The 20,482-nt window shown below is 73.4% G+C and carries 18 protein-coding genes; 5 read left to right on the top strand and 13 right to left on the bottom strand.

What is annotated here, in order from left to right:
• Positions 1-283: 283 nt before the first annotated feature.
• Positions 284-508, bottom strand: a complete 225-nt coding sequence (locus AB0E24_RS17390) for a zf-HC2 domain-containing protein (protein WP_069860829.1) — start codon at positions 506-508, stop codon at positions 284-286.
• A gap of 49 nt (positions 509-557) precedes the next feature.
• On the opposite strand from AB0E24_RS17390, the gene AB0E24_RS17385 reads away from it, so the two are divergent.
• Entirely contained in the window at positions 558-1,184 is a 627-nt protein-coding gene (locus AB0E24_RS17385; RefSeq protein ID WP_359377915.1) for a sigma-70 family RNA polymerase sigma factor, read from the top strand.
• 242 nt (positions 1,185-1,426) lie between these two features.
• On the opposite strand, the gene AB0E24_RS17380 is transcribed toward AB0E24_RS17385, so the two are convergent.
• The 5 genes from AB0E24_RS17380 to AB0E24_RS17360 all read right to left on the bottom strand — a co-directional run bounded on the left by AB0E24_RS17380 (position 1,427) and on the right by AB0E24_RS17360 (position 7,188).
• A complete protein-coding gene (locus AB0E24_RS17380; protein ID WP_234701108.1) occupies positions 1,427-1,948 on the bottom strand; it encodes a copper chaperone PCu(A)C in 522 nt (173 codons plus the stop codon).
• The gene (locus AB0E24_RS17375; RefSeq protein WP_359377911.1) at positions 1,948-4,326 is read right to left on the bottom strand and encodes a heavy metal translocating P-type ATPase; all 2,379 of its coding nucleotides are present in this window, start codon (positions 4,324-4,326) and stop codon (positions 1,948-1,950) included. The genes AB0E24_RS17380 and AB0E24_RS17375 overlap by 1 nt, the downstream gene beginning before the upstream one ends.
• On the bottom strand, positions 4,326-4,613 hold the full coding sequence (locus AB0E24_RS17370) for a hypothetical protein (RefSeq protein ID WP_069860678.1): 288 nt from the start codon (positions 4,611-4,613) through the stop codon (positions 4,326-4,328). Before AB0E24_RS17370 ends, AB0E24_RS17375 begins: the two co-directional genes overlap by 1 nt.
• 356 nt (positions 4,614-4,969) lie before the next feature.
• A complete protein-coding gene (locus tag AB0E24_RS17365) occupies positions 4,970-6,457 on the bottom strand; it encodes a sensor histidine kinase (RefSeq protein ID WP_359377908.1) in 1,488 nt (495 codons plus the stop codon).
• Positions 6,454-7,188 (bottom strand): response regulator transcription factor, encoded by a 735-nt coding sequence (locus AB0E24_RS17360; protein WP_302832331.1) that lies wholly within the window; start codon positions 7,186-7,188, stop codon positions 6,454-6,456. The genes AB0E24_RS17365 and AB0E24_RS17360 overlap by 4 nt, the downstream gene beginning before the upstream one ends.
• 169 nt (positions 7,189-7,357) lie before the next feature.
• Between AB0E24_RS17360 and AB0E24_RS17355 the strand changes: the two genes are divergently transcribed.
• The 3 genes from AB0E24_RS17355 to AB0E24_RS17345 all read left to right on the top strand — a co-directional run bounded on the left by AB0E24_RS17355 (position 7,358) and on the right by AB0E24_RS17345 (position 10,045).
• Positions 7,358-8,722 carry a ferredoxin reductase family protein gene (locus AB0E24_RS17355; RefSeq protein ID WP_359377904.1) on the top strand — a complete coding sequence of 455 codons (1,365 nt, stop codon included), beginning with the start codon at positions 7,358-7,360 and terminating at the stop codon, positions 8,720-8,722.
• A gap of 62 nt (positions 8,723-8,784) precedes the next feature.
• A complete protein-coding gene (locus AB0E24_RS17350) occupies positions 8,785-9,270 on the top strand; it encodes an FMN-binding protein (protein WP_359377901.1) in 486 nt (161 codons plus the stop codon).
• Positions 9,271-9,313: 43 nt separating this feature from the next.
• Positions 9,314-10,045, top strand: a complete 732-nt coding sequence (locus AB0E24_RS17345; RefSeq protein ID WP_359378062.1) for an FAD:protein FMN transferase — start codon at positions 9,314-9,316, stop codon at positions 10,043-10,045.
• A gap of 18 nt (positions 10,046-10,063) precedes the next feature.
• On the opposite strand, the gene AB0E24_RS17340 is transcribed toward AB0E24_RS17345, so the two are convergent.
• Positions 10,064-12,643, bottom strand: coding sequence for a cation-translocating P-type ATPase (locus tag AB0E24_RS17340; protein WP_359377898.1), 2,580 nt, complete (start codon positions 12,641-12,643; stop codon positions 10,064-10,066).
• Positions 12,644-12,876: 233 nt separating this feature from the next.
• Between AB0E24_RS17340 and AB0E24_RS17335 the strand changes: the two genes are divergently transcribed.
• Complete coding sequence (locus AB0E24_RS17335) at positions 12,877-13,755, top strand: universal stress protein (protein ID WP_069860684.1); 879 nt, start codon at positions 12,877-12,879, stop codon at positions 13,753-13,755.
• 85 nt (positions 13,756-13,840) lie between these two features.
• Here the strand turns inward: AB0E24_RS17335 and ppk2 are convergent, their stop codons facing one another.
• From ppk2 to hypF, 6 genes are all read right to left on the bottom strand, one after another.
• A complete protein-coding gene (ppk2, locus tag AB0E24_RS17330) occupies positions 13,841-14,722 on the bottom strand; it encodes a polyphosphate kinase 2 (RefSeq protein WP_359377896.1) in 882 nt (293 codons plus the stop codon).
• Positions 14,723-14,727: 5 nt separating this feature from the next.
• Complete coding sequence (locus tag AB0E24_RS17325; RefSeq protein ID WP_093700658.1) at positions 14,728-15,396, bottom strand: CBS domain-containing protein; 669 nt, start codon at positions 15,394-15,396, stop codon at positions 14,728-14,730.
• A gap of 93 nt (positions 15,397-15,489) precedes the next feature.
• The gene (hypE, locus tag AB0E24_RS17320) at positions 15,490-16,479 is read right to left on the bottom strand and encodes a hydrogenase expression/formation protein HypE (RefSeq protein WP_435865292.1); all 990 of its coding nucleotides are present in this window, start codon (positions 16,477-16,479) and stop codon (positions 15,490-15,492) included.
• A gap of 64 nt (positions 16,480-16,543) precedes the next feature.
• Positions 16,544-17,665 (bottom strand): hydrogenase formation protein HypD, encoded by a 1,122-nt coding sequence (gene hypD, locus AB0E24_RS17315; RefSeq protein WP_359377891.1) that lies wholly within the window; start codon positions 17,663-17,665, stop codon positions 16,544-16,546.
• Positions 17,662-17,961, bottom strand: a complete 300-nt coding sequence (locus AB0E24_RS17310) for a HypC/HybG/HupF family hydrogenase formation chaperone (RefSeq protein ID WP_102936415.1) — start codon at positions 17,959-17,961, stop codon at positions 17,662-17,664. The genes hypD and AB0E24_RS17310 overlap by 4 nt, the downstream gene beginning before the upstream one ends.
• 18 nt (positions 17,962-17,979) lie before the next feature.
• Positions 17,980-20,391 carry a carbamoyltransferase HypF gene (gene hypF / locus AB0E24_RS17305; RefSeq protein WP_359377887.1) on the bottom strand — a complete coding sequence of 804 codons (2,412 nt, stop codon included), beginning with the start codon at positions 20,389-20,391 and terminating at the stop codon, positions 17,980-17,982.
• Positions 20,392-20,482 lie beyond the last annotated feature (91 nt).

Genomic DNA, 20,482 nt, shown 5'->3' with positions numbered 1-20,482 from the left:
CATTTCCCGCCAGGGCGCGTCCGGACGCGACATCGCGTCGCCGAGAGCCGCCGCGCCCTGGTCACTCATTGTGCCGGTGCCGTACGACACGGTGACCGGATCACGCGAAGGACTCCCGATGATGACTCCTGTCCGGATGCCGAGAGCATCCGTACCCGAAACCGCGCTCTTCCCCGAGAGGTGTCCGCGGCCACGCCGATGCCCCGGGGCGCCCCGACTCCGTAGTGGGACGGCGGTCGGCCCGTTCGTCCGCCGTCCCGTCCGGGCCACGCATGTCCGAGTGTCAGAACGCGCGCCGTGGTGGCCCCGGCGCTTCCCCACCGGGGGCGGTCCCCGCGTCCCGCAGTCGCGCGACGTCCTCGTCGAGCCGCCGCGCCCGGGTCTCCCACAGCCGGCAGGCGGCACACCCCTCGAGATGGGCTGTCAGCTGTTCCACGGTGACGCCCGGGGGCAGTTCCTCACCGTCGAGGCGGGCGGAGACGGCCGTTCGGATCCGCGAGCAGAGCATGCCGCCATCCTCCCCGATAAGAGCGGTGACCGGCACGGGGAGGGCGGGCATGCGTGACGACGCCGCCGTGACGTCCTGGGCGCTCGCGGCCCGCGACGGTGACCCGACCGCCGTCGAGGAGTTCGTCCGCGCCACCCGTCCGGACGTCCGCCGCTATGTGGCGCACCTGAGCGGTGATCCGCAAGCGGTGGACGATCTGGTGCAGGACACCTATCTGCGCGCTCTGCGCAGCCTCCCCCGATTCGAGGGCAGGTCGTCGGCGCGTACCTGGCTGCTCGTGATCGCGCGCCGAGTGGTGGCAGATCGGATCCGATGGCTGTCCACCCGTCCCAGGCCGGCCGGGACCGATGACTGGCAGGGGGCCGCGGAACGGAATCAGCCGCGCGGTGTACCGGGCTTCGAGGAGAGCGTCGTACTGGGCGAACTGCTCGCGGCGCTGCCCGAGCCCCGGCGGGAGGCGTTCGTGCTCACCCAGTTGCTGGGGCTGACCTACCCGGAGGCCGCCACCGTGGCGCGATGCCCGGTCGGCACGATCCGCTCCCGCGTGGCCAGGGCCCGGGAGACCCTGATCGCGCAGATCACCTCCGAGGAGGAGGAACCAGCCGGTGCGGAACCGGCGGTGGCGGTCCGTACCGGCTCCCCCCGTCCACCGGCCACGGCCGAAGCCATGGCCTGACCGACGTCCGGCGGCGGACCCCCGGGTGCGGCGGCAGGCGATGCGATCGCGTGCCGCCGCGCCCGGGCCCTCGGCTCTGCGTCGTGCCGGATTTTCCGTCGGCGCTGCCGGACGCTCGCCGAACCGGGCGCCAGGGAGGGGAGTCGCGGGTGCGGGCGGTGGCCATGTCGCGGGCTGACGGCCGCCGCGCCCTGACGCCGGGCGCGTGGACCGGCGCCCGGCGCTGTCGGCGGTACGCCCGGTCACCGGCCGGGGCGTACCGCCAGGGCCCGGGTGGTGATCGATGGGCTGTCCCGGAAGTGCAGTACGAGAGTGAGCCGGTCGCCCGGAGCTATCCGGGGCGGCGGTCTGAGCATCACGTCCACGGCGTCCGCGGTCATGCGGAGGGTCCCGCCCGCCGGTACGGTGACGGCGGAGATCATCTTCATGTGGCGCGCGCCCTTGCCGGTCGGGACGCTCCGGCTCAGCATGGCGCGCTGTCCGCCCGGTGCCGTGACGCCGGTCAGCTGATCGTCGCTGTCGCCGCGGTTGACGATGGTGAAGAAGGCCGCCGTCGCCTCGGGGTTCGTGGGCACGAAGACACGTCCGTCGCGAACGCTCAGGGCGGCGGGGGCGCCCGCCCCGCCCGCGGCGGTCCACGCGAGGAGAGTGCCGAGGGTCAGCAGGCAGGCCAGCACCGGAACCGCCGCCGCGCGCAGCGCCCACCAGTGCGTACGGTCCGAACCGAGTGCGGCGATCCGCACCCCGTCAGCGGGTCGGGGCATCACGATGCCGTCTCCCATCCGGTCGCGGTGCGGGGCCGTCCGGAGCCGTGGCCGAAAGCGCGTGGCCGGGAGGGTTTCCAGGTGCGCAGGCGCAGGCTGTTGCCCACGACCAGCAGCGAACTGGCCGACATGGCCGCGGCCGCGATCATCGGGTCGAGCCGGCCGACCGCGGCGAGCGGCAGGGTGACGAGGTTGTAGCCGAAGGCCCACACCAGATTGGCGCGAATGGTGGCCAGGGTGTGCCGGGCAAGCCGCACGGCGTCGGGAAGGGCCTGGAGGTCCTCGCGGACGAGGGTGACATCGGCGGCGCCGATCGCGGCGTCGGTCCCGCCGGCCATGGCGATGCCCAGATCGGCGGCGGCCAGCGCGGCCGCGTCGTTGACGCCGTCACCGACGACCGCCACCCGGCCGCCGTGGCCCTGGAGCGTGGCGACGAGCGCGGCCTTGTCCTCGGGCAGCGCCCCCGCGTGGACCTCCGTGATGCCCAGCCGCCCGGCGATGGACCGCGCGGTGGCCTCCCGGTCCCCGGTGGCCAGAACGGGGCGCAGCCCCAGTCGGCGCAGATGCTCGACCGCACGGTAGGCGTCGGAGCGCAGGGTGTCGCCCACGGAGATGACCGCTCGTGGGACGTCCCCGACGCGGACCAGTACCACGGTGTGACCGGCGGTCTCGGCGGCGTGGACCGCCTCCCGCAGACGACCGGGGATCCCGCTCAGTTCTCCCGGCCGCACCACGGCCACCTCCGCGCCGTCCACCATGGCGCTCACCCCGGAGCCGGGCGCGGCGGCGAAACCGACCGGCCGTGGCAGTGGGCGTCCGTCCCCCTGACGGTGGGCATGGGCGACGATGGCGTGCGCCAGCGGATGATCGGACCCCTGCTCGACCGCGGCCGCCAGGCGCAGCACCTCGCCCGCGTCGGCATCGGCGTCGGCGTCGGCGGGCACGGTGACGGCGATGACGCTCATCCGGCCGCTGGTGAGGGTTCCGGTCTTGTCCAGGACCACGGTGTCGATGTGTTTCAGACGCTCCAGCGCCTGAACCCCGCTGACCAGGATGCCCAGCCGCGCCCCGCGCCCCGTCGCGGCCAGCAGCGCGGTGGGGGTGGCCAGGCCCAGCGCACACGGGCAGGCGACGACCAGGACGGCGACCGCCGCGGTGATCGCGGCCTGCCGGTCGGCTCCGGCACCGAGCCAGAAGCCGAGCACCGTCACGGAGACGGACATCACGGCGGGCACGAAGACGGCCGCGACGGAGTCGGCGAGCCGCTGGACGGCCGCCTTGCCGGTCTGGGCGTCCTCCACCAGCCGGGTGATCCGGGCGAGTTGGGTGTCGGCGCCCACGGCGTCCGCCCGTACCTCCAGCAGGCCACCGGAGTTCACCGCGCCGCCGATCACCGGTGAACCGGGCCCGGCCTCGATGGGGTGGCTCTCCCCGGTGACCAGGGAGAGGTCCAGGGCCGAGCTGCCCTCGACGACGGTGCCGTCGGTGGCCACCCGTTCCCCGGGCCGGACCAGGAACACATCGCCGACCGCCAGATCAGCCGCCGGAATGCGGCGCTCCACACCGCCGCGCCGCACCGCCACGTCCTTCGCCGCGAGTTCCGCCAGGGAGCGCAGCGCCGACCCGGTACCCCGGCGCGCCCTGCCCTCCAGCCACCGTCCCGCCAGGATGAACAGCGGTACGCCGACGGCCGCTTCCAGGTACACATGGGCCACGCCGTCGCTCGCGGAGGGCACCAGGCTCAGCGGCATGGTCATCCCCGGCTCACCCGCCCCGCCCAGGAACAGCGCGTACGAGGACCAGGCGAAGGACGCCGCGACACCGAGGGACACCAGGGTGTCCATCGTCGCCGTGCCGTGGCGCAACCCGCGCAGCGCGCGGTGGTGAAAGGGCCACGCTCCCCAGACGGCGACCGGCGCGGCCAGTACGAAGCACAGCCACTGCCAGTTGCGGAACTGCCATGCGGGCACCATCGACAGCACCAGCACCGGGGCGGCCAGCAGCGTGGTGACCAGGAGCCGGTCACGTTCCCGCCGTTCTTCCGCGCCGCCGCTCCCGGGCGGCCCGTCGGGCGGCCGCCGGTGCTCATCCGGCCGCGTGGGGTCCGGCGGCCCGGCGGGGGGTTCGGCGGGCCGTGCCGTGTAGCCGGCCGATTCGACCACGGCCACGAGTCCGGCGACGGACACCGAGGCCGGATGGGAGACCTTGGCCCGGCCGGTGGCGAGATTCACCGTGGCGCTCACCCCTTCGAGGCGGCCGAGCTTCTTCTCGACCCGGCCCACGCACGCGGCACACGTCATGCCGCCCACCACCAGGACGGTGGAGACCGGATCGTCCGAGGGGACGGGGGAAGCGGTGGGTGACGGCCGATCCGCCATCACCGGCTCCCGCCCCGCTCGGCACCCTCGACAGGATCACCTATACCGCCCATACCGTGCATGCCGCCCATGCCACCGGGTTCGGCGGGCCCGCTCCGGCCCCCTCCACCGCCGTCCGAGGGACGCATCCCGGGTGCCACCGGTCCCGCGAACCCGCCCACCGCGTACGCCAGTGTGAACAGCAGGCCCAGCAGCACGACGAAGCCCGCGACCGGCCATGCGGGCCGCGGTCGTTCGCCGGCGGGGAGAGGTACGGGCCGGACCTGACCGGCCGTGGAGGAGGTCATCGTCGCTCCAACTGTGGGCGGAATGGAAATCGCCGGGGAATTCGCACATGCCAGATCACTTCGATATGCGAAACGCCCCCGGGACGGACCACGGTATAGCCACCACGGCATGCGGAATTCCCGCCCCTCGCGACGGAACCACCCCGCATTCCACGACGACTTCCTCAGCGGGCCCGCGGGATGGCGCCGAGTCACACCTGATGAGGCAAGAGAGGCCACATACCTGAAAGGTCGTGGGCGACGAGGTAAAAGTTCCCGGAGTCGGGCCGATATTTCCCTTGATGACAAATGGTTTTGGCGAACGATGGCTTTCGGGCAGCATGGCCGGGGACATGGCGCCCACTGCCGCTGGACAGTCAGCCCGGATCGGGCGCTGTGGTGCGACGGGGGAGCCGGGCCCGGAAGACGGTGGCCCCCGGTCTGCTGCTCAGTGTGACCGTGCCGCCGTGCGCCGCGGTGACGGCACGGACGATCGCCAGGCCCAGTCCGGTGCCGCCCGCGGTCCGCGCCCGTCCCGGGTCGGCGCGGGCGAACCGCTCGAACACCTCGTCCTGGAGCGATTCGGGCACCCCCGGCCCGTCGTCCGCCACGCTGAACTCCACCCAGTCCTCACCGGCCGGTGCCAGCCGGACCGTGATCCGCGTTCCGGCCGGGGTGTGGGTGCGGGCGTTGGCCAGCAGATTGCCCACCACCTGCTGGAGGCGGTGCTCGTCGCCGAGCACCGTCACCGGCTCCTCGGCCAGCTCCAGCCGCCAGCGATGGCCAGGCCCCGCCGCCCTCGCGTCGCCGGTCGCGTCGAGCACCAGCCGGGTCAGATCGACCGGTCTGCGGGCCAGCGGCCGTCCCGCGTCGAGCCGGGCGAGCAGCAGCAGATCGTCCACCAGGGTGGACATCCGCTCCGACTCGGCCTGGATCCGATCCAGCGCGTGCCGCACCTCCTCCGGCACCGGCCCCGGATGGCGCAGCGCCAGTTCGGCGTGGCCCCGGACGGAGGCCACCGGCGTGCGCAGCTCATGGCTGGCGTCGGCGGCGAAGTGCCGCAGCCGCTCCTCGCTCGCCTGACGGCGGGCCAGCGCGTCCCCGACGTGGCCGAGCATCCGGTTGAGCGCGGTGCCCACCTGACCCACCTCGGTGCGCGGATCGGTGTCCGGCACCGGCGGCGGCATGGCCACCTCACCGCTGGCCAGCGGCAGCTCGGCCACCCCGGCCGCGGTCGTGGTCACCCGCCGCAGCGGCCGCAGCGACAGCCGTACCCACAGCGCCCCGGCCACCCCGGTGACCAGCAGCGCGCTGCCGAACACCATGGCCTCCACGATCTCCAGCCGGTGCACCGTCTCCTCCACCGGGCGCAGCGGCAGCCCGGTGATCAGGACATCGCCGTCGTCCCCGCGGACGGCGACCACGCGGTAGCCGCCGAGCGCGGACAGCCGCACGTCGTGGCCGCCGCCGTTCACCGGCACCTTCGCCAGGACCCGCCGGTCGGTGCCGGTCAGCGGTACGGCGGCGTCCGTCTGGTCGTGCACCACCGCGGCGTCCGTCGTCGTACCGCGCAGCAGCCGGGCGCCGAAGGTGCGGTCCGACTGGCCACGGGTGTCGGGCGCGTTGTCGGCGTCGGGGCGCCGCTCACCGTGTTCCAGACTGGCCGGGAACCGGCCACCGGCCGCCGTGAGCTGCTGGTCCACCCGGCGCACCAGAAACCCCTCAAGCGCGAACACCGTGGTCAGCCCCACCGTCAGACTCGCCACCGCCAGCAGCACCACAAGACCGGCGGTCAGCCGGGCGCGCAGCGTACGGGGCAGCCACCCGGACAGCCACCCGGTGAGCCTTGTGCGCGGCCGTGTCACGAAGCCTCCGCCTTCAGCACATAGCCGACCCCGCGCACCGTGTGGATCAGCGGCGCCCGCCCCGCGTCGATCTTCTTCCGCAGATAGCTGATGTACAGCTCGACCACATGGGCCTGGCCGCCGAAGTCATAGCTCCACACCCGGTCCAGGATCTGCGCCTTGGACAGTACCCGCCGGGGGTTGCGCATCAGGAACCGCAGCAGCTCGAACTCGGTGCGGGACAGCTCCACGGCCACACCCCCGCGGGTCACCTCGCGCGCCTGCTCGTCCATCACCAGATCCCCGACCATCAGCCGGTCGTCGCCCGGCTCCCGCGCCATCCCGGCCCGGCGCAGCAGCCCGCGCAGCCGGGCCAGCACCTCCTCCAGGCTGAACGGCTTGGTCACATAGTCGTCACCGCCGGCCGTGATGCCCGCGATCCGGTCCTCCACCGCGTCACGCGCGGTCAGGAAGAGCACGCACACATCCGGCAGCTCCGCCCGGACCGCGCGCAGCACCGTGAGCCCGTCGGTGTCCGGCAGCATCCAGTCGAGCACCACCGCGTCCGGGCGGAACGCCCGCGCGGCGTCCAGCGCGGACGCGCCGTCGGCGGTGGTACGGACCTCCCAGCCCTCGTAGCGCAGCGCCCCCGACAGCACCTCGGTCAGATCGGGCTCGTCGTCGACGACGAGCACGCGGACCCGGGCGCCGTCGGGCCGCAGCAGAAAACGGCCGGTGGAGTGCGTATCCATGATGGATCCAGCATCCCTCCGGCCCGCGGTGCCGCGGGCCGCCCTTCCTCTGATTTTCCTCTGATTTTCCTCTGAGTTTTCTCTGAATCCGAAGGTGTCCGCCCGGGTTCAGAGGGTCCTCAGAGCTTCGCCCGTGACGCTGACCGGGCACGCCGCCGAGAGGACAGCCATGACCAGCACGACGCCACCGGCCCCGGCCATGACCCGCCCGTCCCGGTCGGCACCGCGCCGGCCCAGCCCCGTCCCGCTGCTCGCGCGCCTGATCATCTGGGGCGGGGGCGCCGCCGTCCTGGCCCTGTGGTGGCGCGACACCCCCTCGGTCGTCGGGGCCGCCGGCTGGCTGACCGGAGCGGGGCGGATCACCGGGCTGCTCGCCGGTTACGCATGCGCGATCCTCCTGCTGCTGATGGCGCGCGTACCGCTGCTGGACCGCGCCATCGGCACCGACCGGCTGGCCCGCTGGCACGCCCTCGGCGGCCGCTACACGATCTCGCTGGTCTGCGCCCATGTGCTGCTGATCATCTGGGGGTACGCGCTGGAGTCGCACACCGGCCCGGTGAACCAGACCACCACCCTGGTCCTCCACTACCCGGACCTGCTCAAGGGGACGATCGGCTTCCTGCTGTTCCTCGTCACCGCGGCCGTGTCCGCGCGCGCCGTGCGCCGTCGCATCCCCTACGAGACCTGGCACCTGCTGCACTTCGCGACCTATCTCGCGGTCTTCCTGGCCTTCGGGCACCAGCTCTCCAACGGGGCCGACTTCACCGGAAACCCGCCCGCCCGGATGGTCTGGTACACCCTCTACATCGGGGTGGCGGCGCTGCTGGCCTGGTACCGGTTCACCGTCCCGGTACACCGGGCGCTGCGCCACCGGCTGTATGTCACCGAGGTCCGGCCCGAGGCCCCGGGCGTCGTATCGGTGTATCTGTCGGGCAGCAGGCTGGCGGAGCTGCGTGCCGAACCCGGGCAGTTCTTCCGCTGGCGGTTCCTGACCCGCGGCCTGTGGTGGGCCGCCAACCCCTACTCCCTGTCGGCCGCACCGCACCCCGCGTATCTGCGGATCACCGTCAAGGCGTCCGGCTGCCACAGCGCGGCCCTCGCCCGTCTCCGGCCCGGCACCCGGGTGCTCGCCGAGGGTCCGTACGGGGCCTTCACCGCACGCCACCGCCGTGCGCGCAAGACGCTCCTGCTGGGCGGCGGCGTCGGGATCACCCCGCTGCGGACCCTCTTCGAGACGTTGCCCGGTGAGGTGATCCTCGTCTACCGGGCCCGGCGCCCCGAGGACCTGGCGCTCCGCGCGGAGCTGGACGGCGTGGCCGCCGCGCGCGGGGCGGCCGTCCACTACGTCGTCGACGAGCCGACGGCCTGGTCCTCCCCGCTGACCGCCGGGGCACTGCGCGATCTGGTGCCCGACCTCGCCGAACGCGATGTCTACCTGTGCGGCCCGCCGGGCATGGCGCAGGCCGCGCTGCGCGCCCTGCGCGACGCGGGGGTGCCGCGCCGCCGTATCCACCACGAGTCATTCGCGCTCTGAGTCCGGTGCGCGCCGCATCCGAGTGCCCGATCCATTCCACCCGCACCCGAAGGAGACCCACCGTGCGCAAGGCCGCCGTCGCCACCGTCTCGACCGTGGCGGGCATCGTCCTGCTGCTCTCGCTCAAACCGCATCAGGACCCGGCCCCGGCCATGGCGGCATCGCCGCCGTCCTCCGCGCCGCCGGGCGCGTCGTCCTCCGCCTCGCCCGGCACCGGCAAGTCGGGCGCCTCGTCCCCCGCACCGACCGGGCGCCAGCGCTCGGGCGGCGTCTCGGGCAGCTACACCGGTGGTGTGAGCGACACCGCGTACGGACCGGTCCAGGTGGCGGTCACGCTCTCGCACGGCCGGATCACCGCCGTCAAGGCGCTCCGGACACCGTACGACCGGCCCCGCTCCCGGCAGATCGCCGCCGACGCCGTACCGCGGCTGACCCAGGAGGCGCTGAGCGCTCAGAGTGCCCATATCGACGCGGTCTCCGGCGCCACCTACACCAGCGAGGGGTATGCCCGGTCGCTCCAGAGCGCACTGGACCGGGCCGGTGTCTGAAGCGCCCGCCCCCGCGCGCGGACTGCGCCATGTCGAGCACACCATGGGCACGGTGTTCTCCTTCGACCTCCGCGACCCGGTCACCCCGCCCGTCCGCCGGGCCCTGGAGGAGTCCGTGGCCTGGCTGCACCAGGTGGACGAGGTCTTCTCGACCTACCGCCCCGGCAGCGTGATCAGCCGCCTGGGCCGTGGCGAGCCGGTCCCGGAGGGGTACGGACCGGAGGTGGCCGAGGTGTTCGCGCTGTGCGAGGAGGTGGCGCACGCCACCGGCGGCTGGTTCACCCGCACCCCCGGCGGCCGGCTCGACCCCTCCGGGATGGTCAAGGGCTGGGCGGTCGAGCGGGTCTCGCGGACGCTGTACGCGGCGGGCGCCCACAACACCTGCGTCAACGGCGGCGGGGACATCCAGGCGCGCGGGGAGGCCGCCCCCGGCACACCCTGGCGGATCGGCATCGCCCACCCCGCCCGCCCGGGGAAGCTCGCCGCCGTGGTCACCGGAGGTGAGCTGGCCGTCGCCACCTCGGGGACGGGCGAGCGCGGCGCGCATGTGCTGGACCCGCACACCGGCCGGCCCGCCACCGGCCTGCTCTCGCTCACCATGACCGGCCGTCACCTCACCCGGACCGACGCCTACGCCACGGCCGCGTTCGCCATGGGTGCCGGGGCCCGTGACTGGGTCGAGGCGCTGGAGGGCCACGAGGCGCTGGGGATCACGGCGGCGGGTGAGATCTGGCGCACCCCGGGCTTTCCCGCGGCCGCCTGGGCGGGGCCCTGAGGCCGCGCCGCCACCCGGTCAGCCATGGGCCGGGCCGGGCACCGTGCGGGTGGGCGGCGGACGCGCAGGGAAGAGCCGTCTCTGCACGTGCATCACGACATGCCCCAGGCCGGAGAGCACACCGGCGATCACGAGGTCGGCGGGTGGCAAGGGCTCCGTGCCCAACAGCGCGCGCAGCGGCGGCAGATAGACGCCCGCCGCTTGCAGGAGCAGCGCCGTGCCCACGGCGAGCAGCAGGAACGGATTGGCGAGGCTGCCCGGGCGGGCCCGGGAGCCCAGCGCGACGCCGAGCTGGGTGGCGCCCAGGATCAGGAACATCATGGACTGCCACGGTCGGCCGGTCTCCCGCGCCCAGACTCCGGCGACCAGCGTGACGGCGGCGACGAAGACCCCCATGGCCAGGAGCCGGGGCCAGAGCCCGGCGCCCAGGACGCTCTCCGCGGGCGGGCGCGGCGAGTGGCGCATCACCCCCGGCTCCACGGGTTCGGCCCCCATCGCCACCCCGGGCAGCCCATGGGTGAGCAGGTTGATCCACAAGATCTGCGCGGGGAGCAGGGGCAGGGGCATGCCGAAGAACGGGCCGAGGAGCATGACCAGGATCTCCGCCGTTCCCCCGGCGAGGGCGTAGAGCAGGAACCGGCGCACGTTGGCGTAGACACGGCGGCCCTCCTCCACGGCGGAGACGACGGTGGCCAGGTTGTCGTCGGCGAGCACGAGGTCGGCCGCCTGACGGGCCACCTCGGTGCCGCGCTGTCCCATGGCCACGCCGATGTCCGCGCGGCGCAGCGCGGGGCCGTCGTTGACTCCGTCGCCGGTCATCGCCACCACCTGCCCCGAGGCGCGCCACGCCTGGACGATGTCCAGCTTCTGATCGGGCGTGGTCCGGGCGTAGACGCGCAAGGCGGTCAGCGGGCCCGCGGTGCCCTTACGGATCCGGTCGCCCGTGGTGACCTCGTCCTCCCGGGCCACGATGCCCGCGCGCGCGGCCACCGCCCGTGCGGTGAGGGGGTGGTCGCCGGTGATGAGGACCGGGGTGATACCGGCCTGTCGGCACTCCGTGATGGTGGTTCGTGAGGTGTCGCGGGGCGGGTCGAGGATGCCGACCAGGCCGAGCAGCGAAAGCCCCGATTCCCAGGTGTCCGGGCTCCTCAGCTGTGTCTCGTCGTGGTCGGCCGAGGCCACGGCCAGGACCCGGTATCCGTCGCGGGCCAGGGTCTCGGCCTGATCGGCGGCCCGGCTCCGGGTGTCCGGGGGATCGGTGAGGACCGGCGGCCGGAGCATCACCTCGGGGGCTCCCTTGCACACGACCCGCAGTCCGCCGCCGGGCGCGCGGTGCACCGTCGTCATGCGCTTGCGTGCGCTGTCGAAGGGGATCTCGTCGACCCGTGGCAGTCCGCGTTCCAGCGCGGCCCGGTCCAGGCCGAGTCTGGCGCCCGCCGCGAGCAGGGCCGCCTCGGTGGGGTCACCCATCGCACGCCACCGTCCATCGCCGTCCGAAGGGGGCTCCAGCGCGGCGTCGTTGCACAGCATCGAGGCCCGGAGCAGCGCGGCCAGGTCCGGCGCGTCGCTCACGGCCACCGGGTGGCCGTCGCGTGCGACGCGGCCTTCGGGGCCGTAACCGCTACCGCTGACGGTGGCCTCGCCCTGCGGTGTCCACAGCCTCTCCGCGGCCATCCGGCCCTCGGTCAGGGTGCCGGTCTTGTCGGTGGCGAGCACCGTGACCGAGCCCAGGGTCTCCACCGCGGGCAGCCGCCGGACGATGGCGTGCCGCTCCGCCATCCGCCGTGCCCCCAGGGCCAGGGCGAGGGTGACCACGGCGGGCAGCGACTCCGGTACGGCCGCGACGGCCAGGCTGATCGCGGCCACGACCATCAGCTCGACCGGCTGCCCGCGCACCAGACCCAGGGCGAGCACCACCGCGCACAGCGCGACGGTGACGGCCGCCAGCACCCTGCCGAACCGGGCCAGCCGCCGCTGGAGCGGGGTCAGTCCGGGCGCGGTTCCCATCAGGGCGGCGATCCGGCCGAGCGCGCTGTCCGGGCCGGTGCCGGTGATCCGGACCCGACCGCGGCCGCGGACGACCACCGTGCCCGCCGACACCGTGGACAGCGGCCGGTCCGCGTCGGCGGCCTTCTCCACCGGGACGGACTCGCCCGTCAGCGCCGACTCGTCGATCAGGAGCAGGGCCGCGCCCGTGACCTCACCGTCGGCGGGCACGATGTCCCCCTCGCCCAGCAGGACCAGGTCTCCCGGCACCACATGGGCGGCCGGTACGGAACGCTCCTCGCCGTCGCGCACCACCCGGGCCGTGGGCGCGCTGAGGGCCGTCAGGGCGGCCACCGCCCGCTCCGCCCGTACCTCCTGGACGACACCGGCCACGGTGTTCACCACGATGACGAGCAGGATCACCGCGGCATCGGGGAGATCTCCGGTGGTCAGGGTCAGCACGGCGGCCACGAGCAGCACCACGATCAGCGGATCGCGCAACTGTTGCAGCACACGGCGCCACACCGGAGTACGCCGTTCCCGGGCGACGACATTGGCCCCGTACTCCTCCAGCCGCCGCGCCGCCTCCTCCCGCGACAGCCCCGCGGTCACCGGGGGCCGTCCTCCGCTACGGGCCGCCCCGGCCGTCCTCGCCGGGCGGCCGGGGCCCGCGAGGAGCCGAAGTGCCCGGTGGGGCGGGGGGCCGGCATGCCTTCATCGTGTGGCCGATCTCCCCGGCTCGCATCCGGTGCGGGACCGGCGGCGGGTCCGAGCCGGGGCGGTGTGCGCGTGGCCACGGGGTACCCGAAGCGGACGAGCCGACCGGAGGAAAGGCGGTGGGGACGATGGCGCTCCCGCTGGTCGTGGGTGTCGATGGATCGGAGCCCAGCTTGCAGGCCGTGGACTGGGCCGTGGACGAGGCGGCACGCCATGGGCTCCCCCTGCACCTGGTCCACGCCTCCCGATGGGAACGGTACGAGGAGTGTCTCCCCTCGTTCGGTACCGACCGTCCCGCGGGGGAGCTGACGGCCGAGTACATCGTCGGCTCCTGCGCGGAACGCGCGACGCTGCGCGACCCCGAGGTGAAGGTGTCCGCCGAGGTCGTGGCCGAGGACACCGTGACGGCGCTGTTGGAGCAGGGCCGTGAGGCGTTCGCCGTGGTCACGGGGTCCCGTGGCAGAGGCGCGGTCGCGGAGACGGTGCTGGGGTCGGTCAGCCTGGCGGTGGCGGCGCGTGCCGTCTCCCCGGTGGCCGTTATCCGGGGCGGGGAGAAGAACCGCGCGGGCGCCCTGCGGCGCGTGGTCCTCGCGGTCGGCGACCTGGTCGAAGGGTCGGCCGCCGTCCGGTTCGCCTTCCGCGAGGCACGGGCGCGGGACGCAGCACTGCACGCCGTACGCTCCTGGCGGCGCCCCGCGCGCCCCCGTATGGGCCAGTCGCCGCTGGAGCATGAGACGAGCGGCCTGATCTACGAGGAGCAGGCGGCGAGCGTCCTCAGCGAGGTGCTGGACCAGGTCGAGCGCAAGGAGGACGACATCGCGGTCCACCGCGAAGTCATCGAAGGGCCGGCGCACCGGGTCCTGCTGGATGTGTCGGAACAGGCCGATCTGCTGGTCGTCGGCGCTCTCCGGCGCCGTGACTACACCGGGTTGCAACTCGGCCGGGTCAGCCACGCCGCACTCCACCGCTCCGCATGCCCGGTCGTGATCGTGCCCCAGCAGGTGTGAGCGCGGCACGGGCGGGCCCCGGTGAGCCACCGGACCGCGGATTTCCCGACGCGGTGTCCCGGTGCGCGGATACGGTCCGCCGCCGTCATCCGTGTCCCTCTCCCTCGGGCGTGTCCGCGTCGGGCGCCGGTGTACGGCCCGCTGACCGGAGCGTGGCCGCGTGGTCGGGCACGAAGGTCTGGAGGTGCTTGGGCGGCCGCTGGTAGCCGGTGGGCGCGGGGCGGGGCGGCAGCCGCAATTCCGGGAGCCGGACATCGCCGTACGGAACGGTCGACAGCAGATGGGCGATCATGTTGATCCGGGCCGCGCGCTTGTCGTCGCTCTCGACGACGTACCACGGGGCCTCGGGGGTGTCGGTGTACGCGAACATCTCGTCCTTGGCGCGGGAGTACGCCTCCCAGCGGGTGACGGACTCCACGTCCATGGCGGAGATCTTCCAGCGCCGGGTGGGATCGCTCAGACGGTGGCGGAATCGCCGTTCCTGTTCGGCGTCGCTCACCGAGAACCAGTACTTGCGCAGCAGGATCCCGTCCTCGACCAGCATCCGCTCGAAGACCGGGCACTGGCGCAGGAAGCGCCGGTGCTCCTCCTCGGTGCAGAAACCCATGACGCGTTCGACACCGGCCCGGTTGTACCAGCTGCGGTCGAAGAGCACGATCTCCCCCGCGGCGGGAAGCTGCTCGACATAGCGCTGGAAGTACCACTGGCCGCGTTCGCGGTCGGTGGGCACGGGCAGGGCGACGGTACGTACGACGCGCGGGTTGAGGCGCGCGGTGACCCGTTTGATCGCGCCGCCCTTCCCGGCCGCGTCCCGCCCCTCGAAGACCACCACCAGACGCCGTCCCTCGGCCCGCACCCACTCCTGGAGCTTCACCAGTTCGATCTGAAGACGGCGCAGTTCCCTCTCGTACGGGGCGGACGGCAGTCGTCCCGGTCCGGTTTCGGCTGGTGGGGTATGGCGCGCCATCGGTCTCAGGCCGTGCGCTCCGCGTCGTCCGGGCCGACGCCCCGGAAGTGGCATTCCACGTCCACGACGCCCTCGACGGCCCGGGTGAGGCGCGCGGCCACGGGGATGCGCGCGGTGTCGCGGAGCCGCCCGCTGAGGGTGACGATCCCCTCGTCGACCCGGACGTGGATGCCGCCGTCACCGGGGAAGAGATAGGACACCACCGTGCGCCGGACCTCTTCCTCGATGTCCTGGTCCGAGCGGAGGAAGACCTTCAGCAGATCGCCCCGGCTGACGATTCCCAGCAGCTTGCCCTCGGTGTCGACGACGGGAAGCCGTTTGACCCCTCTGACGGCCATGATCCGGGCCGCCTCGGACAGCGTGGCGTCCGGGTGCACGGTGACCGCCGGGGAGCTCATCAGCTCCTCCGCCGTCAGCGCCCCCGCCTTCGCGAGGTCGGGGAGGCGCCGGAGCTGCTGGAGGCGGTCCGGATCGGTGTCCCGGAATTCCTCCTTGGGCAGCAGATCCGCCTCCGAGACGACGCCGATGACACGCCCCTCGCCCTCCAGCACCGGCATGGCGCTCACCCGCCACTGGCCCAGCGTCTGCACCAGTTCCTTGAACGGCGCGTCACGCCCGACGGCGACCACCGTCCGCGTCATCACATCACCCACGATGTGTGGAGTCTCGGACATGGTGATACCTCCCTCCGCGCGGCGTTCCGGCGGCTTCTCCCCTCCCAGTGTCCGGCCCGCCGGTGCCCCCCGGCCACTCGGGGACCGCGGCGTTCAGCAGATCCGGGGCAGTTGCTCGCCGAGCGGCGGATCCACGATCCGGGTTCCGCCGAGTCCGGTACGGGCCACGACCATGCCGGGGTGTTCGGCCACGCACACGCCGATCACGGCCGCCTCATGTCCCAGCGGATGCGCGCGCATCGCCTCCAGGACCATCTCGGCGTGGGGCCTGGGCACGAAGGCCACCAGGCGGCCCTCGTTGGCCATGTACATCGGGTCGAGGCCGAGCAGGGCACAGGCGGTGGCGACCGCGTCCGGGACGGGCACCGCCGCCTCGTCCAGGGCGACACCGGTGCCGGAGGCCGTCGCGATCTCGTTGAGCGCGGCGGCCAGGCCGCCCCTCGTGGGGTCGCGCAGAACGTGGATATCGGGCGTGACGGCGAGCATCGCCCGGACCAGTCCGGCCAGCGGCGCGGTGTCACTGACCAGTTCGGTGCCGAACGTCAGCCCTTCGCGGACGCTGAGGACGGCGATGCCATGCTGTCCGATCGGCCCGCTGACGATGACCGCGTCACCGGGCCTGGCACGCCGCGGACGGATGTCCACCCCCTCGGGGATCAGGCCGATCCCCGCCGTGTTCACATACACCCCGTCGCCGTGGCCGGAGTCGACCACCTTGGTGTCGCCGGTGACCACGGTGACGTCCGCCGCGCGAGCGGCCGCGCCGAGCGCCTGGGCCACCCGGCCGACGGTGCTCAGCTCCGTGCCCTCCTCCAGGATGAACGCGCAGGACAGGTACGCGGGAACGGCTCCGCTCATGGCCAGGTCGTTGACGGTGCCGTTGACGGCCAGATCCCCGATGCTCCCGCCGGGGAAGAACAGCGGGCGGACGACGTAGGAGTCGGTCGAGAAGGCCAGCCGGGCACCGCCGAGCGTGACAGCGGCCGAGTCGGTGAGTCCTTCCAGGGCCTCGCCACCGTAGGCCGGGAGGAAGAGGTGCCGGGTCAGCTCCGCGGAGAGCGCTCCTCCGCCACCGTGGGCCATCACCACCACCGGGTGGTCGCGCAGTGGCGCAGGGCAGGACCAGCCGGCGGTGTCGGCGGTGATGTCAGTCAACGGAAGCCGTCTCCTCCGCGCGGGGCGTGGCGAGACGCCGGTACAGGTAGTAGGCGGCGCACGCGCCCTCACTGGAGACCATGGTCGCGCCGAGTGGTGTGCGCGGAGTGCAGACGGTGCCGAAGGCCGTGCACTCATGGGGTTTGATCAGCCCCTGGAGCACCTCTCCGGCGCGGCACACCGCGGGCTCGTCGGTGGCCGGGCCGGTGACTTCGAACCGGTGCTCGGCGTCGTGGTCCCGGTAGGCGTCCGAGAGCCGCCAGCCGCTGTCCGGAATGGTGCCGATGCCGCGCCAGGCGCGGTCGGTGGTGGTGAAGACCTCCCTCAGCACCTTCAGAGCGACCGGGTTGCCGTGCGGGCGCACGGCGCGTGGGTAGGCGTTCTCGACGCGGTGTTCCCCGCGCTCGAGTTGGCGGACCGCCCGCCGGATGCCTTCCAGGATGTCCAGCGGCTCGAATCCGGTGACCACGATGGGCACGTGATGGGTGTCGGCGAGGGCGGGGTACTCCAGGGTGCCCATCACACTGCACACATGCCCCGCGGCGAGGAACGCCTGGACGCGGCAGTTCGGCGATCGCATGATCGCCTCGATGGCCGGTGGCACCCGGACATGGGACACCAGCAGGCTGAAGTTCCGGACGCCGAGCCGTTTGGCCTGGTGGGCCGCCATGGCGATGGCGGGCGCCGTGGTCTCGAAGCCGACACCGAAGAACACCACCTGTCGGTCCGGGGTCCGCTGGGCGATCCGCAACGCGTCCAGCGGTGAGTAGACGACTCGGACATCACCGCCGTCGCTCTTGACCCGGAACAGATCACGGTCGCTTCCCGGCACCCGGAGCATGTCGCCGAACGAGCAGAAGACCACGCCCGGCCGGGAGGCGATCTCCAGCGCCTTGTCGATCATCTCCAGCGGGGTGACACAGACCGGACACCCCGGCCCATGGATCAACTCGATGTTCCCGGGCAGCAGTTGGTCGATGCCATGCCGGATGATCGAGTGGGTCTGACCGCCGCAGACCTCCATCATGGCCCATGGCCGGGTGACCGTCCGGGCGATGTCGTCCAGGAGCCGCCGGGCGAGGCCGGGGTCCTGGAATTCGTCGATGTACTTCACCGGTTCTCCTCCTCGGGCGCCCTTTCCACCTCGGCCGCCGCACGCGCCCACACATCGCCGAACTCCTCGTCCAGCGCCCCGATCCGCTCGAAGAGCCGGAGCGTGGCCAGGGCGGATTCCTCGTCGAGCCGCTGGATGGCGAAGCCGACGTGGACGATCGCGTACTCACCGACCTCGATCTCCGGCAGATAGGCGAGGCAGACGTCCTTGACCACCCCGCCGAAATCGACCCGCGCCATCGGCGCACCGTCCCGCTCCTCGATGCCGACCACACGGCCGGGTACCGCCAGGCACATGCGCTCCTCCTCGCTTCCTCAGGTGTCGGCCATACGGGCGGCGACGACCGCCTGTCCCAGGGCCAGACCGCCGTCGCCGGGCGGGACCACCGTGTGTCCGAGGACGGTGAAGCCGTCCTCGGCCAGCCCGGCGGCGCACATCCCGTCCAGGAGCGCGTTGGCGAACACCCCGCCGGTCAGGACGACCGTCCGCACTCCCGTGCTCCGCCGTGCCTTCCGGCAGGCCGTGCGGACCGCACCGGCGATGGCCAGATGGAAGCGGGCGGCGATCAGCGGAACGGCCACACCCGCGCGGAGATCGGCCACGATCGCCGCCAGCAGCGGTGCGGGCTCCTCGAGCGCGAAGGCGTAACCGTCCCGCACCCCGTCGGCGGTCACGGCCGCGGCCTCCAGTTCCACGGCGGCCTGAGCCTCGTACCCCGCCCGGTGGCAGATGCCCACCAGCGAGGACACGGCGTCGAATAACCGCCCCATACTGGATGTCGGCACACACCCGATGCCCCGCGCCAACTGGCCTTCCAGCAGGCGGAGTTCCTCCGGCGGGCAGGCGGCGACGCACGGCAGGTCGGGGGACCGGACGAGGCCCGCCGCACGCAGATGGGCCAGTGCCATCCGATAGGGACGGCGCACCGCCGCGTCACCGCCGGGCAGGGGCACATACGCCAGATGCGTCAGGCGGCGGTAGCCCGCGTAGTCGACCAGCAGCACCTCGCCGCCCCATACGGCACCGTCGTCGCCGTAGCCGGTGCCGTCGAAGGCGACACCGAGCACCGGCTCGTCCAGCCCGTGCTCCGCCATGGCGGAAGCGATATGGGCGTGGTGGTGCTGGACCAGGGTGAGCGGCCGTCCGGTACGCCGCGCCCATCGCGCGGACCGGTAGCCGGGGTGGCGGTCGGCGGCGACGCGGACCGGCTCGACGCGGGTGAGCGCCCGCAGATGGCTCTCGGCACGGTCGAAGGCGCGCTGGGCGGACGGGCTGTCCATGTCCCCGATGTGGGCGGACAGCCAGGCGCTGTCGCCCGCCGCCAGGCACAGGGTGTTCTTCAGGTCCCCGCCGACCGCGAGGACCGGATGGACGGCCACCGGAAGGCGGATGCGCGCCGGGGCGAAGCCGCGCGAGCGGCGGATCGGCAGTGGCGAACCGTCCGCGCGGACCCGCACCACCGAGTCGTCGCAGGCCACCACGATGGGCCGGTCGTGCCAGAGCCAGGCGTCGGCCAGCCCGTCCAGGCGGGCCATCGCCTCCCGGTCGTCGGTCACCAGCGGCTCGCCGGAGAGGTTTCCGCTGGTCACCACCAGGATGTCCGGACCGGGCGGGTCGCCCGGAAGGCCGAACAGAAGCCGGTGCGGTGGGGTGTAGGGCAGCATCACCCCGATGTCCGGGCTCCCCGGACACACCCGCGGCGCGAGCGGGGTCGGGGATCGGCGGCGCAGCAGCACGATGGGGCGCGACCGGTCCACCAGAACACGGCGCTCCGCCGGGCCGAGGTGGCCGAGCCGGGCGGCGGAGTCGGGGTCGGGGGTCATCACGGCGAACGGCTTGTCGCCACGGGCCTTGCGGCGTCGCAGTTCGCCCACGGCCCTCGGCGCGGTGGCGTCGCAGACCAGGTGATAGCCGCCGAGACCCTTGACCGCCAGGATCGCCCCGGCCGCCAGCATCCGCCGGGCCTCGGCCAGCGCGGCGCCACCCTCCCGTCGTACGGCGCCGGTGAGCCTCAGGCGTGGCCCGCAGGCCCAGCAGGCGATGGGCTGGGCGTGGAACCGGCGGTCGGACGGGTCCGTGTACTCCGCCGAGCAATCCGGGCACATCGGGAACGCCGCCATGGTGGTCGTGGCCCGGTCGTACGGCAGGGCGGTGGTGATGGTGAAGCGCGGACCGCAGTCGGTGCAGGTGATGAACGGGTGCCGATGGCGGCGGTCGGCCGGATCGGCCAGTTCGGTCAGGCAGGTGTCGCAGGTGGCGGCGTCGGGCGGGACCAGGGTGCGGCCGTGCCCCGTCACGGAGGGCACGATCGCGAAACCGGCGCCGCCGGTCGGGCGCAGTTCGGAGGTGGCCGCCGAGACGATGTCCGCCAGTGGGGGCGCGTCCGCCGTCAGCCGGTGGCAGAAGGCGGCCACCGCCTCGGGGCCGCCCTCGATCTCGATCCGCGCCCCGGCCGGTCCGTTGGCCACCTGACCGGACAGGCCCAGTTCGGTGGCCAGGGCGTGGACGAAGGGCCGGAAGCCGACTCCCTGCACCACACCACTGACCGACACCAGACGGCGGACCGGCCGCTGTTGGCCGACAGCGGTCACGCCGGCCCCGCCGTGGCGGAGCGGCGAGCGGGGACCGGCTGATCCATGGACGCGGCACTTCCATCCGGTGTGGTCATGAGCCTGTGCGGAGAGTCCGGGCCCGGCCGTGCGGCGGAAGCCACCTGGCCGGGGCATCGGCCATGCTAGGAACCGGGTCGGCCACCGTGGGAGACCACGCGCGGGCGGCGGCCTCCAACGCCCCGAACGGCTCAAGCCGGGCGCGACG

This window comes from Streptomyces malaysiensis subsp. malaysiensis, from assembly GCF_040653035.1.
In the GTDB taxonomy this organism is placed as follows: domain Bacteria; phylum Actinomycetota; class Actinomycetes; order Streptomycetales; family Streptomycetaceae; genus Streptomyces; species Streptomyces malaysiensis.
Note: the sequence above shows the minus strand (reverse complement) of the source record. Positions and strands in the feature narration are given on the sequence as shown.